14 protein-coding genes and 1 pseudogene are annotated in these 15,938 nt (G+C 74.7%); 11 read left to right on the forward strand and 4 right to left on the reverse strand.

Annotated features, from left to right (window positions below; translation table 11 throughout):
- Positions 1-88: 88 nt before the first annotated feature.
- Genes nth through B207_RS0115385 form a run of 4 tightly spaced genes read left to right on the forward strand, consistent with a single transcriptional unit; the run spans position 89 to position 3,231 of the window.
- A complete protein-coding gene (nth, locus tag B207_RS0115370) occupies positions 89-814 on the forward strand; it encodes an endonuclease III (protein WP_018637437.1) in 726 nt (241 codons plus the stop codon).
- Positions 811-1,611 (forward strand): NUDIX hydrolase, encoded by an 801-nt coding sequence (locus B207_RS0115375; protein ID WP_018637438.1) that lies wholly within the window; start codon positions 811-813, stop codon positions 1,609-1,611. The genes nth and B207_RS0115375 overlap by 4 nt, the downstream gene beginning before the upstream one ends.
- Positions 1,608-2,030, forward strand: coding sequence for a cupredoxin domain-containing protein (locus tag B207_RS0115380; protein WP_018637439.1), 423 nt, complete (start codon positions 1,608-1,610; stop codon positions 2,028-2,030). The genes B207_RS0115375 and B207_RS0115380 overlap by 4 nt, the downstream gene beginning before the upstream one ends.
- Positions 2,031-2,049: 19 nt before the next feature.
- Entirely contained in the window at positions 2,050-3,231 is a 1,182-nt protein-coding gene (locus B207_RS0115385) for a MarP family serine protease (RefSeq protein ID WP_018637440.1), read from the forward strand.
- Positions 3,232-3,318: 87 nt separating this feature from the next.
- On the opposite strand, the gene B207_RS0115390 is transcribed toward B207_RS0115385, so the two are convergent.
- Both B207_RS0115390 and B207_RS0115395 read right to left on the reverse strand, forming a co-directional pair.
- The gene (locus B207_RS0115390) at positions 3,319-4,257 is read right to left on the reverse strand and encodes an alpha/beta fold hydrolase (protein WP_018637441.1); all 939 of its coding nucleotides are present in this window, start codon (positions 4,255-4,257) and stop codon (positions 3,319-3,321) included.
- A gap of 71 nt (positions 4,258-4,328) precedes the next feature.
- A complete protein-coding gene (locus B207_RS0115395) occupies positions 4,329-4,778 on the reverse strand; it encodes a phage holin family protein (RefSeq protein ID WP_018637442.1) in 450 nt (149 codons plus the stop codon).
- A 280-nt stretch (positions 4,779-5,058) separates the two neighbouring features.
- Here B207_RS0115395 and B207_RS0115400 point away from each other — a divergent pair, with 280 nt between their 5' ends.
- The 7 genes and pseudogenes from B207_RS0115400 to B207_RS42880 all read left to right on the forward strand — a co-directional run.
- Complete coding sequence (locus tag B207_RS0115400; RefSeq protein ID WP_018637443.1) at positions 5,059-6,129, forward strand: hypothetical protein; 1,071 nt, start codon at positions 5,059-5,061, stop codon at positions 6,127-6,129.
- Positions 6,130-6,248: 119 nt separating this feature from the next.
- Positions 6,249-7,757 (forward strand): septum site-determining protein Ssd, encoded by a 1,509-nt coding sequence (gene ssd, locus B207_RS0115410; RefSeq protein WP_018637444.1) that lies wholly within the window; start codon positions 6,249-6,251, stop codon positions 7,755-7,757.
- Positions 7,758-7,894: 137 nt separating this feature from the next.
- Positions 7,895-9,148, forward strand: coding sequence for a TadA family conjugal transfer-associated ATPase (locus tag B207_RS0115415; protein WP_154675377.1), 1,254 nt, complete (start codon positions 7,895-7,897; stop codon positions 9,146-9,148).
- The gene (locus B207_RS34040) at positions 9,145-10,677 is read left to right on the forward strand and encodes a hypothetical protein (RefSeq protein WP_018637446.1); all 1,533 of its coding nucleotides are present in this window, start codon (positions 9,145-9,147) and stop codon (positions 10,675-10,677) included. Before B207_RS0115415 ends, B207_RS34040 begins: the two co-directional genes overlap by 4 nt.
- 361 nt (positions 10,678-11,038) lie before the next feature.
- On the forward strand, positions 11,039-11,242 hold the full coding sequence (locus B207_RS42875; RefSeq protein ID WP_407671420.1) for a DUF4244 domain-containing protein: 204 nt from the start codon (positions 11,039-11,041) through the stop codon (positions 11,240-11,242).
- A 4-nt stretch (positions 11,243-11,246) separates the two neighbouring features.
- On the forward strand, positions 11,247-11,648 hold the full coding sequence (locus tag B207_RS0115430; RefSeq protein WP_018637448.1) for a TadE family type IV pilus minor pilin: 402 nt from the start codon (positions 11,247-11,249) through the stop codon (positions 11,646-11,648).
- Positions 11,645-11,998: pseudogene (locus B207_RS42880) on the forward strand (Rv3654c family TadE-like protein); the annotation flags it as partial. The gene B207_RS0115430 and the pseudogene B207_RS42880, both read left to right, overlap by 4 nt.
- A gap of 80 nt (positions 11,999-12,078) precedes the next feature.
- Here B207_RS42880 and B207_RS41485 read toward each other — a convergent pair.
- Positions 12,079-12,981: a hypothetical protein gene (locus B207_RS41485; RefSeq protein ID WP_230205033.1), complete on the reverse strand. Its 903-nt coding sequence runs from the start codon at positions 12,979-12,981 to the stop codon at positions 12,079-12,081.
- 112 nt (positions 12,982-13,093) lie between these two features.
- Positions 13,094-15,550, reverse strand: a complete 2,457-nt coding sequence (locus B207_RS0115440; protein WP_018637450.1) for a DEAD/DEAH box helicase — start codon at positions 15,548-15,550, stop codon at positions 13,094-13,096.
- Positions 15,551-15,938 lie beyond the last annotated feature (388 nt).

Here is a 15,938-nt window from a genome sequence, read left to right on the forward strand (position 1 = left end):
TGGCATGCGTTCGGGGTGGCGACGCGCCATCGCGGACCACCATCAGGCAACCGGTCCCGGCCAGGGCACGGCAGATAACCTGCGGAGTATGGCAATCACCGTCGACGCGTCAGCCGAGACGGCCCTGGCCCGTACCCGGCGCGCACGCCGCATCGTGCGCGCGCTCGGCGAGCTCCATCCCGACGCGCGGATCGCGCTGCGCTTCGGCAACCCGCTGGAACTCCTGGTCGCGACGGTGCTGTCGGCCCAGTGCACCGACAAGAAGGTCAACGAGGTCACCCCGGCCGTCTTCGATCGCTACCGGGACGCGGGCGCCTACGCCGCGGCGGACCGCGAGGAGCTCGAGGCCCTGCTCCGCCCCACCGGCTTCTTCCGGGCGAAGGCGAACTCGCTGATCGGCATCGGCACCGTCCTCGCCGAGCGGTTCGGGGGCGAGGTACCCGGCCGCCTGGCGGATCTGGTGACCCTGCCCGGCGTGGGGCGCAAGACCGCGAACGTCGTCCTCGGCCACGCCTTCGGCGTCCCCGGCATCACCGTCGACACCCACGTCGGCCGGCTGTCGCGCCGCTTCGCGCTGACGACCGAGACCGACCCGGTCCGCGTCGAGAGCGACCTGGCGGGCCTCATCGAGCGGCGGGACTGGACGATCGCCTCGGACCGCATGATCTTCCACGGCAGGCGGATCTGTCATGCCCGCCGGCCCGCCTGCGGGGCGTGCGCGATCGCCCCGCTGTGCCCGTCCTTCGGGGAGGGCCCGACCGACCCGCTCCAGGCCGCCCGCCTGGTCCGCGGGGATGCGGAGGCGGCCCGGTGAGCGCCCCGCGCCGGTCCGGCCCGGGGCGGCCCGGCCCGGGGCGGGCGGCGGCTGCCGGTGGCTCGCCTGTCCCGGACTGGCTGACCGCGCTGGTCGGTGCGGTCGGCGACGGCATCCCCGTCGAGACGTCCCGGAGCCCGCAGCAGCGGCAGCCCGGCCCACGGCGGCGGGCGGCGGTCCTGATCCTGTTCGGCCAGGGGCCGGGCGGGCCCGACATCCTGCTGCAGCAGCGCGCGGCGGACATGCGCGACCATGCCGGGCAGCCCGCCTTCCCCGGCGGCAGTGCCGACGAGACGGACGTCTCGATGGCCGCGACGGCGCTGCGCGAGGCCGAGGAGGAGGTCGGCCTCGACCCGGCCGGCGTCGAGATCCTCGCCGCCGCCCAGCCGCTCTACCTGGCAGCGAGCCACTTCCTCGTCACCCCGGTGCTCGCCTGGTGGCGCACCCCGAGTGCCGTGCAGGCGGTCGATCCGGCGGAGACGTCGTCGGTGGCGCGGGTCCCCGTCGCGGAGCTGGCCGACCCGGCGAACCGGATCCTGCTGTGGCACCCGGCCGGGTTCGGCAGCCCGGCCTTCCGGGTGCACGGCATGACGGTGTGGGGCTTCACCGCCGGCATCCTCGACGTGCTGCTGCGGCTCGGCGGGTGGGAACGCCCCTGGGACACCACGACCCCCGTCGACGTGCCGGAGATCACCTCCGCGATCACCAGGGCCATGGTCCTCCCCCGAGCGGTGGTGGAGCCCCGGGCCGCGCCGGGCGAAGCGGACGGTACGGCGGACGGTACGGTCGGAGGATGACTGTCCGATCCGCCCGATCCGCCAAAAACGCGCTGGTCGCGCTGGTCGCGGCCGTCATGCTGGTCACCGTCGCGGCGGGCTGCGGCGGAGGTGGCGGCGGGGGCGAAGCAGCTGCCACGGCGACGCTGACGCCGACCGTCCAGGACGGGGTCCAGGTCTTCGACGTCGTCGGCCAGGCTGACCTGGCCTTCTCCGCCCGCGAGCTGGTCGCCAGCCCCGGCCGGATCCGGGTCGACTTCTCGGTCGCGAAGGGCTCCGCCCCCCACAACTTCGTCATCTCCCAGCTGCCCGGGGCGAGCACGGACATCCTGAGTACCGGCGAGTCCCAGACGATCACGTTCACGGCCACCGAGCCGGGCGAGTATCCCGTGATCTGCACTCTGCACCCGGCCATGACCGCCACCCTCGTGGTCCGCTGAAGCACCGACGCGGCCCTCGGTGAACCTTCTCGACCTCGTCCTCATCGCTCTGGTCGTGATGTTCGCGATCTCCGGGTACCGGCAGGGGTTCGCCGTCGGTGCCCTGTCGTTCGTGGGCTTCCTCGGCGGCGGTGTCCTCGGCGCCAAGATCGCGCGCCCGTTCGCCGAGCTCATCGGGCGTGAGGACGACGGTGCGGTGGTCGGCCTCATCGTGGTCGTCGGCCTGGCGCTGATGGGGCAGATCCTCGGCACCGCCCTGGGCGCGATCCTGCGCGGCCGGCTGACCTGGCGGCCCGGGCAGCGGCTCGACTCCGTCGCCGGCGCCGTGCTGTCCGGGTTCTCGGTACTGCTGGTCGCCTGGCTCATCGCCACCGCGGTGGACCGCTCCCCGTTCCAGACCCTCGCCCGCGCCGCCCGCGGCTCGGAGATCCTCGGCGCCGTCGACACCGAGATGCCCGACGACGTCCGGCACACCTTCGCCGACCTGCGGCGCCTGATGGACGACCAGGGCTTCCCCGAGGTCTTCGCCGGCCTCGACGGCGAGCGCATCGTCGCCACCGACGTGCCCGACCCGGCGGTTGTCGGCACGGCCGGGATCCAGAACGCCGCCGCGAGCATCCTGAAGATCCGCGGGCAGGCACCGTCGTGCGGCAAGCAGGTCGAAGGCACCGGGTTCGTCTTCTCGCCGCAGCACATCATGACGAACGCCCACGTCGTGGCCGGGGTCAGCGAGGCCGTCGTCGAGCTGGACTCCGGCTCGCTGCCGGCCGAGGTGGTGCTCTTCGACCCCGGCCGGGACGTGGCGGTGCTGCACGTCCCCGGCCTGGTCCGCCCGCCGCTGCGGTTCCACTCCTCGCCCCCGGCCGAGCCGGGTGACTCCGCCGTCGTCGCCGGCTATCCCCAGGACGGGCCGTACACGACCGAACCCGCGCGGATCCGCAACCAGCAGAACGCGAGCGCGCCGGACATCTACTCGCGCGGCACGGTCCGCCGGGACATCTTCGCGATCCGCGGGCAGGTGCTGCCCGGCAACTCCGGCGGCCCGCTGCTGTCCGAGTCCGGCACCGTGCTGGGAGTCGTCTTCGCCGCGGCGACGGACGACGACGACACCGGCTACGTGCTGACCGCTCAGGAGGTCTCCGTCCCGGCGCAGCGCGGCGCGCAGGCGACCATCCCGGTGAGCACGCAGAGCTGCGACTGACGGCGGGTCGCCGGCCGGTCGGCGCGCGGCGGGTCAGCCGGCCGGGTCAGCCGGCCGGGTCAGCACGCGGCGGATCGGCCGGCCGGGTCAGCGGGTCGGGGAGTCCTGGGCCGTCTGCGCCAGCCAGGCGACAAGATCACGGGTGATCGTGTCGGGATCCTCCTCGTGGGGGAAGTGCCCCAGCCCCTCGTAGGACCGCCAGGTGTAGGGCGCGGCGACATGGCGGTCCGACCCGAGTGCTGTCGAAAGCAGGAGGCAGCGGTCGAGGCAGCCGTGCAGCTGCAGGGTGGGGACCCGCACCGGCGTCCGCAGGAGCTCGGCGAACCGCGCGCCGTCCGGGCGGAACAGGGATCGCACCGCCCACCGGTGGTACTCCAGCGCGCTGTGGGCGACACCGGGGATCCGCATGGCGCCGCGGTACCGCGCCTCCGTGTCCGGAGCCGGGTAGCCCGGCCCGCCCCAGGCCCGCAGCAGCTCGGCGACGTGGGCCGCGCCGTCCGCGACGAGCCGGCGCTCGGGCAGCCACGGCAGCTGGAACGCCCCCAGATAGCGGCTGGCCAGGCCCTGCCCACCCGGGTCGGCGGCGACCTGGCGCCGGATCCGCAGCGGGTGTGGCATACCGATGACGGCGAGGCCGCGCACCACCCGGGGCCGGCGCACCGCCGTCGTCCAGCCGAGAAGGCCGCCCCAGTCATGGCCGACGATCACCGCGTCGCGCTCACCGAGGGCCCGTACCAGACCGGCGACGTCGTCCGCCAGGGTGAGAGCGTCGTAGCCCCGGGGCGGCTTGTCGCTGGCACCGTACCCGCGCAGGTCCGCGGCGACGACGCGGTAGCCGGCACGCGGGAGGTCGCGCAGCTGCGAGCGCCACGTCCACCAGAACTGCGGGAAGCCGTGCAGCAGGAGGACGAGCGGCCCCTCGCCGGCCTCGGCGACATGCAGGCGGGTCCCGTTGGTCGAGACGTCCCGGTGCCGCCATGGCCCGTCAACGAGGACGGTGGCGGGCTCGGGGGGGGCATCCTCCATCGCCTGCAAGGATGGCAGACCGGCGGACACCGCCGGGGAGGTGGTGCTCGGGCCCGGGACAGCCGCGCCGCTCAGCCGGCGTGCCCGCCGCCCTCGCCCTGCCTCGCCCGTGCCCTGCCAGCCGGGCTGCGCAGCAGGGTGACATCGTCACGCAGGGTCTGGATGGTCCGTTCGGGCGGTGACAGCTTCTTCAGGCGGGTCACCGCGAAGATCGACAACAGCCCCGCCAACGCCAGATAGAGCAGGGCCGTGAGCAGGTAGGCCCAGAAGCGCTCGACACCGGCCCAGGTGAACAGCTCACCGATGAAGATGGTTCCGGCGATGAGCGCGCCGAGCCCCAGGCCGGCCGCCGCCACGAGGAAACCGATCCCGAGCCCGGCGGACACCGCCTGACGGGCGAGCTCGGCCTTCGCGAGCTCGATCTCCTGGCGGACCAGCAGGGACATGTCACGGGTCGCCAGGGCGACCAGCTCCCCCAGCGTCGGCTGCTCGCGCTCCGCCCCCGAGCTGTCCGTCCTCATCGGCACACCGGCCCTCCCTCGTGAAACCGGCCCGCGACCCGCCGATCAGATCCGGTACCGGCGGCGCCCTTCAGCCGGGTGCGCGGGCATCGCCGCGCGGCCCCCGCCCACGCGGACGGCCCCGTCCTGATTCCCTGTGCACAGTGTGGCCCGCGACGAGGGGACAGGTGCGGCAACACCGCGATCGAAAGGTGTGATCCGAAGGACGATGCGCCCTGGCACTGGTCGTGGTCCCGGCGAGGCCAGCCCCGGCAAACCCGGGCGGGGTAGCGTCTGCGAGGTGACAGCACGTTCGGCAGTACCTGTCGCCGCGGCGGACCCACTGAGCCAGGTCGCGGCGATTCCCGGCGTCGGCGACGCCGCGACGGCCGCCCGCGCCTCCGTGGACACCCTCCTGCGGCACCGCATCCTGCGCCGCCGCAGCGCGGAGGTGACCGCGGAGGCCTCACTGCGCGCCGCCCGCGCCTCCGCCGCGCTCGAAGGCCACGACGTGCCGCTGGACGTCCTGAGAGCCCACCTCAGCGATCAGCTGCCCGCTGGTGAGGTGGCCGGCGAGGCTGCCGTGGGGCCCACCGGCTCCGGAGGTCCCACCGGCTCCGGAGGCCCCGCCGCCGGTACCGACGCGGAGAACCTCGGCGTGACGTTGGGAACGGTCCGGCTCTACGCGGAGCTGGGCACGCTGGCGCCCGCGTGGGAACGCGCGCCGCGGCAGGCGCTGGCCCGGATGCATCTCCTCGCCGGGCGGGGCCTGCTGCCCGACACCGTGCTCGGGCGGCCCCGCACCGCCGGCAGCGATGCCGTCGCGGGAGGCCGTGCCGCGGCCGCGGCGGGCGGCAGTGCCGCGGCAGGCGGCAGTGCCGCGGCGAGAGGCGGTGCCGCGGCGAGAGGCGGTGAGCCGGTGTTCGCCGGCGGGCTGAGCCTGCCGACGGTTTCCGCCCTGGAGATGTCGGCGCGCCTCGACGGGCTCACCGCGGTCCTCACCGCTCCGACGGCAGCCCCCGCGATCGTGGTCGCCGCAGTGGTCCACGGCGAGCTCCTCGCGATCCGTCCGTTCGGGGCCCTGGACGGGATCATTGCCCGGGCGGCCGCACGGCTCGTCCTGATCAGCCGCGGCCTGGACCCGAAGGCCCTGGTCGCCACCGATGTCGGGCACCTCGAGCTGGACCGGCCGGCCGGCGGCACGGGGGACGACGGTGGCGACGAGCAGGCAGGGGCGTACAGCACGGCGCTGGCCGCCTACCTGGCCGGCGGGCCGGACGGTGTGGGCACCTGGGTACGACACTGCGCAACCGCTGTCGGGCTGGCTGCCCGGGAGTCGCTCGCGGTCTGCGAGGCGCTGTCCCGCGGCTGACCGCCACGAGAACCGATTTTTATAGCACGGTCCCGCCCGCATCGAAGATCCACACCTGCCAGGGGCCCTGGCGCATGGTGGCCGCACACAGCCACCCGCGCCGAAGGGACGGGCCCGCCATGACCCCAGCGAAGCCCCTCACACCCGCGGACGACGCACCGCGCGGACGTCCGCTCATCGTCACCGACTCGCCGGACCTGCTCGACGACCTCCTCCGGCTCGCCGCCGCCGCCGGCGCCGCCGTCACAGTGGTACCGACCGCCCGGGCAGCGGGCCGGTACTGGGCGAACGCGCCCCTCGTCGTGGTCGGCGCCGACCGGGCCGCGGCCTGCGTCGCCGCGGATCTGCCGGCTCGTTCCGACACCGTTCTGGTCGGCACCGACGTCGACGACCGTCGGACCTGGAGCCTGGCGCTCCTGCTCAACGCCGAGCACGTCATCTTCCTGCCCGAAGCTGAGACCTGGCTGGTCAACCTGCTCTCCCGCGCGACGGACGCGGCCCGGAGCCGGTCCCGGACCGTGGGCGTGCTCGGTGGCCGCGGCGGTGTGGGCGCCACCACCCTGGCCGCGGCGCTGGCGCGGGCGGGGCTGCGGCACCGGGTCCGCTCGGTCCTGCTGGAGATGGACCCGTTCGGCGGCCTCGCCATCGGCCCGGACGGTTCTCCGGGCAGCGACAGCACGCCGGCGGGCGGTGCACCCGGCGCCGGCGGCAGGCGTGGTGTGCATGGCGTCCACAGCCTGGACGATGCCCGGGCCGGGCAACCCCGGCCCAGGGCGGCTTCCGATCCGGCCGCCGGGTCCGGATCGGAGCTCGGGTCCGGATCGGAGCTCGGGTCCGGGCCGGGCTCCAGGTCCAGGCCGGGGTCCAGGTCCAGGCCGGCGCCAGGGCCGCTCGACGGTGACGACGACCTCCTCGACCACTTTCTCGCCGGGCCGCCCATGCTTGGCGGTGACCTGCCGGTGTTGTCCTGGGACCGCGACCAGATCCCGGTCCTGTCCCCGCCGGCCGTCAGCGCACTGTTCGCCACCGCGCGCGGCAGCGCGGATCTGATCGTCGTCGACCTTCCCCGCTCGGCCGATGCCGCGGCCGACGTCGGCCTGTTCCTGTGCGAGACGGTCCTGATCGTCGTGACCGCCGATCCGCCCGCCTGCGCGGCGGCCACCCGGATCGCGGCGCACGCGACGCGTACCTGCTCGGACGTCCGGCTGGTCGTACGACTGCCCGAGCCGGGCCCGACGCGGCACGCCACCACCGGCCTCGCCTCCCGTGCCCGGCCCGGTGAGCCCGCCGGTGCGGCACTGGCCCGCGCGGTCGCAGCCGAGGTCGGCCTCCCGCTCGGCGGAATGATCCGGCATGAGCCGGCCGCGACTCCCACGGCGATGGCCGCTCCGGGCCGGCGGGCGACGACCGGATTCGAGGGAAACCGTCCGACCACACGCCGACCCCCGGGCGATTCCGGCTCAGATCCCACAGACGGGACCACAGGACGTCCCAGCAGGAACGCGGTCGCCGGGGCGGAACCGGCCGAGCCGACCGAGCCGACCGAGCCGACCGTCGGAGAGTCGATCATTCAGTTCAGCGACCGTTTCCTGGCGGATCTCGGTCTCAGCCGTGGCGAGCACCCGTGAGGACCAGCCGTTCGCTCGCCGGCCCACGGCAGCGGCCGGATCCCGGCCCGCCACTCGTGCCCGCCCCACCCGAGCCATCCCCCGCCGGCCCACACCGGCCATCCACCCCGGCCCCGCCGCCCGCTCCGCTGCCCACCATGACGCGGACCGCCGCGCGGCAGACGTACAGTCCGCTCTCCGCGGCGGGCGGCATGCCCCTGGCCGCCGGAACCGTGCTCTCGGAGCATCTGGAGCGGCTGGGGCCGCTGGCAGCCCTCCTCCGTGACCCGGAGGTGACCGACGTCCTGGTCAACAGCCCGGACAAGGTCTGGATCGAACGGGCCGGCCGGCTCCGCCTCACCGGTGTTCGGTTTCCCGACGACGGCGCCGTCCGTGCCCTCGCCGTGCGACTCGCCGCTGGCGGCGGGCGCCGGCTCGACACCGCGATGCCGTTCGCCGACGTCCGGCTGCCCGGCGGAATCCGGCTGCACGCGATGCTCTCCCCGCCGGCCCTCAGCGGCACCTGCCTGTCCCTGCGCAGGCCGCGCCCCCGCCCGTTCACGCTGGCCGACCTCGCGGCGGCGGGCACGGTGGGGCCCGACGCGGCGGCGGTCCTGCGGGCTGTCCTCGACGCCAGGCTGACCGCACTGATCAGCGGCGGAACCGGGACGGGGAAAAGCACCCTGCTCGCCGCACTCCTGGACGCCGTACCTGCCACGGAACGGATCGTGCTGGTGGAGGACACCGCCGAACTGGTCCTGTCCCGGGTCAACGTCGTCCGGATGGAGGCCCGGCCCGCCAACATCGAGGGCGCCGGGGAGATCACGCAGCGGGACCTCGTCCGGCAGTCGCTGCGCATGCGGCCCGACCGCCTCGTCGTCGGCGAGGTGCGCGGGCCGGAGGTCCTCGACCTGCTGATGGCGATGAACACTGGTCACGAGGGCGGTATGGGGACGGTGCACGCCAATGCCGCCGAGACCCTCCCGGCGCGGCTGGAGGCGCTCGGCACGCTGGCCGGGCTGCAGCGCGCCGCCCTGCACAGCCATCTCGCCGCGGCTGTCCAGGTGGCCATCCACCTCGGGCGTGACGGCGCCGGCGCCCGCCGCGTGGTCAGTATCGGTGTGCTCGGCCGTGGTGCCGACGGACTCGTCCAGGTCGTCCCGGCGCTTGTCGCGAGCAGTGGGAACACCGCGTCACACAGCCGTCGGCGGGACGAGCGCAGCCCCGGCCGACCCATGGCAGCCGAAGGTCTCCCGGTGCTCCTGCGCCTCCTCGAGGATCGCGGCGTGCGCCTCCCGCCCACCAGGCTCACCGCACCGTCCACACCGACCGCACCGACCGCACCGGCGACACCGGCGACACCGGCCGCACCGGCGACACCGGCGACACCGGGCCTGCGCGGTGCGCGGTGATCTCCGGTGTCGGGCTCGCCCGCCGTGCCGCGCAGGCCGGTGCGAGCCTCACGGCGGCGGCTCTCGGCGGGCCGTTGGCGGGGCTCGCGGTCGTGCTGGTCTGCTCCGGGTACCGCGCGGTACGCCGGTGGGCACTCGCCCGCTACGAAACGCAGCTGCGGGGGGCGGCGGAGGACGTGCTCAGCGCGCTCGCCACCGAGCTGGACGCCGGCGCGGCTCCGGGCGACGCGTTACGGACGGCGTTGGCCTCGGTCGGCGACCTGCCGGCGCACCCTGCCGGCGAACGACACGGCCCCCGCCCCGGGCCGGTGCCCGTACCGCCCCGGGGCGGGAACAGCCCGGCGGAGCACGGACTTCTCCGGGCCCGACGGACCTCGCGCGCGGCACGCAGGCCACCGGGCGGCTGGCTCGACCTGCCACGGCTACAGGAGCTGCTGGTCAGCGCTGACGATCCGGCCAGGTTGCTCGCCCGGTGCGACGCGGCCGCGCTCCGGCAGCTCGCGACCGCCTACCGGGTCTGTCAGCTCGCTGGCGTGCGGCTCGCACCGGTCGCGACAATGCTCGCCGACGCCGCCCGGTCGGACGCGGCCCGGGCGGACGAGCTCGCGTCCGCGCTTGCCGGCCCACGCTCGTCCGGCCGTCTTGTGGCCGGGCTACCCGTGCTCGGCGTGCTCCTCGGCGTGCTCCTCGGCGCCTCGCCTCTGGTGGTCCTGGTGACGCCGCCGGTCGGGACGGCGTGTCTGGCCACCGGGGTGCTGCTCGACCTCACCGGGCTGCGCTGGCTGCGCCGGATCGCGGACGGCGTCCAGGCCCGGGTGCCTCCGGTGTGTGCCGGACCAGTCGAGCCCAGGCGAGGCCGGTCTTCACGGAACCGGTCTCGTCCAGGCAGGTCGACGTCCCGCGAGTACCGGCGCCGGCTGCTCGCCGACCTGCCACTCGCGCTCGACCTCGTCGCCGCGTGCCTGCGCGCGGGGGCCACCACGCAGCACGCGCTGGAAGTGGTCGGGGCGGCGACGGGCGGCCCCGCCGGGGCACAGCTACGGGCGACCGGCCACGCCCTGCGGCGCGGCCTGCCCGCGGACGAGGCCTGCCAACGACTGCTGGACACGGTCGGCGCGCGGCGCCCGGCGAAATCCTCGAGGGGGCGCCGGACCGGTGGTCGGCGACATCCCCGGCCGCACCGTGTCGCCTCCCGACCTGCGCGGGCAGTGTGGACGGGCCCGCTCCCGGGCAGATCCAGGCCGGCGCGGGGGCACGAGACGCGGGCCGTGCTGGCCGCGGTCGCAGCCATCGGTCGGACCGAATCCTCTGGTGCCAAGCTCGCGACGACGCTCACCAGGATCAGCGCCCGGGCCCGGCAGGATGCCCACGCCGCGGTCATCACCGCGGCGCGGCGGGCGGGTGTGATGGCTGTCGCTCCCCTCGGGTTGTGTTTCCTACCCGCCTTCCTGCTGCTGGGGGTCGTGCCGGTCGTCGTCGGTTCCGCCCCGGACCTCGGTCCCGGTCTGACGTTCCCCGGCCGTGGCTGAGGCCCGCCGCCGCCGTCCCCGCGCCGGCCGTCCCCGCCCTGCGTTGGCCAGCACGCGCCCCGAGCCGGGCGGGGTCGGGCGGGCGCAGGGCTGTGGACGAGATCGGGCTGTCCACAGGGACCGTGTTTCCGGCCTGACCGAGGCGTCCGCGGATGACGATCAGTGGGCACAACCACTCGATCGTCCGATCCTGACCCGGAGGCCAACGATGCGGCTCCTGCTACCTCTGTCTGTCCTGGCGGCGTTCCTCGCCGTCTCGCAGCCGCCCCGTTGCCGGCTGCCGCTCGACCCGAGGCTGCCGACTCGTCCAGGGCTCACCTTCGGCTCGTGGCTGCCGTCCCGTCCATGGCGGCCCGCCCGCGTGGAGGGGCCGCGGCGGCGTCCACCCAGGCTCTCAGGCATCCGCTCTGGTTCTGCCGACGCGGGGATGTCGACAGCCGAGTACGCCGTCGGCACGCTCGCCGCCGTCGCCTTCGCGGGGGTGTTGTACGCGGTGGTGTCGAGCTCGGCGACCCGGTCCCTGATCGCCTCGGTGGTACAGCGCGCGCTGACGGTCTCGTTCTGAGGCCATGTCGATGAAACCGGCCAGGCTGGCGACCAGCCGCGACGACAGGGACCAGGGCCAGGTGACAGCCGAGCTCGCCATGGGCCTGCCGAGCCTGGTGGCCGTGGTGTTCCTGCTCCTGTGGATGATCAGCGCGGTGTCGGCGCAGACGCGGTGCGCCGAGGCTGCCCGGCTGGCGGCCCGGGCCGCCGCCCGCGGCGAGACGCCGGCGGCGACCCGCGCCTGGGCACTGCGGGCCGCCCCGCCCGACGCGGTGATCGACATCGAGGAGGTCGAGGGAGGAGTCCGTGTCCGTGTCACCGCCACCGTGGGGGCGGGTGGAGCGGGTGCGATCGCACCGGCGGTCACGGTCTCCGCGTTCGCGGTCGCCGCCGTCGAGGCCACGGCCCGGGACCATGAACAGTGACATCGACCTTCCCTGGCGCATCGCCGCCGGCCGCCGACCAGGGCTCCGCCACCATCTGGCTGCTCGGCGGGCTGATGGTGCTGATCCTGGCGGGGTCGACGGCGCTGAGCCTTCTCCAGGTCGACTCGGCCCGCCAGCGGGCGGCGACCGCCGCGGATCTCGCCGCGCTCGCCGCCGCGGCGGACCGCTCGGCCGCAGCCGACCTCGCCTGTCAGCGGGCCCGGGACACCGCCCACGCGAACATCGCGCGGATGACGTCGTGCGAGATCGACGACACCGGCGTCACCGTGGCCGTCGAGGCGGATCTGCCCGGTCCACTGCACGCGTTCGGCCCGGCGCGGGCCAGAGCCCGCGCCGGGCCGTGGGAAGGGGCACCGAACGCCTACACGGCGGCCACGCCGACGCGAGTCGGCGCCGGCCAGCCGGAGGGTCAGCTCGTTCGGGCGCCGGTGGTGGACGCGGAGGTGCCGGCGGGCTCGCCACTCCCCGGCGTGTCACCACCAGCCGCCCCGTCGGCGGGACGCGACTCGTGCTTCTTCCGGCGCAGGTCGGCGACCCGTGCGACGACGCGGTCAGCACGCGGTGTCGGAGGCTTCGGCTCAGCCGGCCGTGGGGAGGCGCCCCCCGCCCGGCCGGCGGACGGCACGGACTGGGCGGCGGGGACGACGGCGCCCGGCGCCGTCGCCGCGACAGCGGGGCCGGCCTGCTGCGCGGGCGAACTGGTCACGGCAGCCGCGGGCCGGGCGTCCCGCGGGCTGGCCGACCCGGTTGCCCGGGGCCTCGTCGCCTCCGGCGCGTCGGGGCCAGGGCGGCCCATCGACAGCGGTTCGGTGGGCACGGTCACGGAGCCGGCCGCCCGACCAGCCGGGGCCGGGGGCGGGGCGGTGACGCGGGGCGCAGTGCCGGGAACGGGCATGCCGGCAGGCACATCCGCGGTTCGGGCCCGGCTCGGCGCCGGCCCCGGGCGGGGGTTCGTGCCCGCCTGTCCCGTACGGGCGGGAGCGGCACCCATGGAGGCCGGCACCGGGGTCGGGGCCGTCCGCGCGGGCACTGGCTGCGGCGCCGGCACCGCGCGGGTCATCGCCGCCAGGTCCCGGGCACGCTGGCGCTCTTCTCTGCGCCGCTGCCGGTCCCGTGCGAAACCCTGCAGCCCGATCTGCACGCCGGCAACCACCAGGACGCCGGTGGCCAGGCCCAGCACGAACAGGCCCCAGATGTCGAAGGACAGCGACTGCCCCATGATCATGACTTCGGTCTGGCCGGAGTTCTCCAGCACGATGTCGGCGGTGAGAACACCCGCCAGTAGCAACAGGACCACGCCGACGGTGACCACCGGGACCTCCAGATTCCTGCCGTGATTACGGGATACCAGACCGCTTCGCGTATCCGACAGAGGGCGGTCTACCCCCGATACGGTCGTCTGCACCCCCAGCCCACGAAGGTGTCTATTCCTGTCGGGACCCCAGCGCTTTCTGCCGGCCGCCGTCCACCGCGGCGAGCAGAGCATCCAGCAGCCGCACGGCCGCCGCCTTGGCGAGAGGCTCGTTCCCGTTTCCGCACTTCGGCGACTGCACACAGGACGGGCACCCGGCGGGGCACTCACACGCGGCCACGGCGTCCCGGGTCGCCCCCAGCCACTCCGCCACCCGTTCGAAGCCCCGCTCGGCGAACCCGGCGCCACCCGCATGGCCGTCGTAGACGAAAACGCTGGTCAGGCCAGTGTCCGGATGCAGAGCAGTCGACACTCCGCCGATATCCCACCGGTCACAGGTCGCGAACAGCGGAAGCAGGCCTATCGCCGCGTGCTCGGCGGCGTGCACCGCGCCGGGCACGTCGGCGGGCTCGATTCCAGCCGCCGCCAGCAGCTCGTCGGTCACGGTGTACCAGACGGCCCTGGTCCGCAGATGGCGTGGCGGCAGGTCGAGCGGCTCCCGCCCGAACACCTCGCCGGTGGCGAGCCGGCGTCGCTGAAAACCGGTCACCTGATGGGTGACCTCCACCGTGCCAAAGTGGATCTCCACAGCGCCGAACCGGGCAGCACGGGTGGATTCGACGACCCGGATGTCGGTGTGCTCTCGCGCGACGGTCGTCCAGTCCGGCGCCGCCACCTCGACGAACGCGACCGCGTCCTCGAGGTCCAGCTCGGCGACGATGAAGGTAGCGCCCTGGTGCACGTAGACCGCCCCCTGGTGCACCGTCGAATGCGCGGTCGCGTTGTCCTCGGTGCCGAGCAGGCGGCCGGTTCCCGCCTCGACGATCCGGACCGGAGGCCCGCCGGCCCCCCGGATGTCGACATCCGGTCGGTGGCGCTGGGTCCAGAACCAGCCGGTGGGTCGGCGCCGGAGCTGGCCGCGGCGGACGAGGTCGTCGACGGCCGCGCGGGCGCCGGGGCCGAAAAGCGCGAGATCGTCCTCGGCCAGCGGCAGCTCGCTGGCGGCGCACTCCAGATGCGGCATGAGCACATACAGGTTGTCCGGATCGAACACGCTCGCCTCGACCGGCCGGCCGAAAACGGCCTCCGGGTGGTGCACGAGGTAGGTGTCCAGCGGGTCGTCCCGGGCGACGAGGACAGCGAGTGCGCCCTGCCCGGCCCGTCCGGCACGGCCGGCCTGCTGCCACAGCGACGCGAGCGTCCCAGGAAAACCGGCGATGACGGTGGCGTCGAGCCCGCTGATGTCGACGCCGAGCTCCAGCGCCGGCGTGGCGGCCACGCCGAGAAGCTCGCCGGTCCGCAGCCGGCTTTCCAGATCTCGGCGTTCCTCGGCGAGATAGCCGGCACGGTAGGCGGCGACCCGGGTGGCCAGATCCGGGGACACCTCACCCAGCCCGCGCCGGGCCGCCGCGGCGACGACCTCCGCGGCCCGCCGCGACCGGACGAACACCAGCGTCCGCGTGCCGTCCGCGACGAGATCGGCCAGCAGGTCCGCCGACTCGGCGGTCGCGGCCCGCCGGACCGGCGCGTCGTTCTCCCCGCGCGGGATCGGGAGGTCCTGCGCGATCTCGCCGGAGCCGCCGGCTCCGGAGCCGGCGGCGGTGAAGCCGGCAGCGGGTGGAGCCGGCTGGCGGGAGCCCGCTCCGAGCAGCGGAGGCTCGTAGAGAGCGAAGTCCATAGGCCCGCGAGGCGAGGCGTCGATGTCGACCACCTCCACGTCCACGCCTGTCAGCCGGGATGCCGACACCCCCGGGTCGGCGACGGTCGCCGACGCGAGGACGAAGACCGGCCTGGATCCGTACCGGGCGCAGACCCGCCGCAGCCGGCGCATGATCAGCGCCACGTGGGCGCCGAACACACCCCGGTAGCCGTGACACTCGTCGATGATCACGTATCGCAGACCGCGGAGGAACGGTGCCCACCGACGGTGGCCCGGCAGGATCCCCCGGTGCAGCATGTCGGGGTTCGTCAGGACGAACGTGGCGTGCGCCCGCACCCATTCACGCTCTGAACCTGGCGTGTCACCGTCGTAAGTCGAGGCGCGGACGCCGGTCAGCCGCAGTGACCGCACCGAGCGGAGCTGGTCGTGGGCCAGTGCCTTGGTCGGCGCCAGGTAGATCGCGCGGGCCCCCGGCTCCGCCAGCAGGCGGGACAGCACCGGCAACAGATAGCCCACCGACTTGCCGGAGGCGGTGCCTGTCGCAAGCACGACATCACGGCCCTCGTGGGCCGCCTGGGCGGCTTCGGCCTGGTGTGCCCACGGCTGCTCGACACCCGCGGCGCGCAGCCGGCCGACCAGAACCGGGTCCGCCCACTCCGGCCACGGCGCGGTCTGGCCCCGGCGGGCCGGCACGTGCTCGACATGGGTGATGTTGCCTGCCCGGCGGCTGTCCCGGGCGAGTCGGGACAGCACGCTGCCGGCGCGGGAGAAGTCCTGCGCAGCGGCTGCCGACGAACCCACGCCCGCCACGATAGGCCGTCCCGGACAACCCACGTGTCCCACCACCGCCGGGGTACGGCGGCCACGGCGGACCTTGACGGTCACGGCCCTAGATCGGCGATAGCATCATCCGAGGTGCACCGCCCCCAGGGCTGCGCAGAGATCGCACCAGGTTGTGATCAGTGACGTTCCGTAGCCACGTTGTGGGGCGCCTCAAGGTGCCTTGCGCGGAGCGGAGCGAGTTGGATGCGATCCCGCCACGCTCGCCCGGGATGGGCCGCACAAATCAAGGCCACGCACACCCGGATCAAATTCCGAGGAAACGACGCAGAGCTTCACCGGAGAAACTCCGGCAGCCGAATTACCGAAAACGTGGCCAGCCGTAGTGACGGAAGTGGCCTTCCAGTCGGATGATGAA

The organism is Parafrankia elaeagni, assembly GCF_000374165.1.
In the GTDB taxonomy this organism is placed as follows: Bacteria; Actinomycetota; Actinomycetes; order Frankiales; family Frankiaceae; genus Parafrankia; species Parafrankia elaeagni.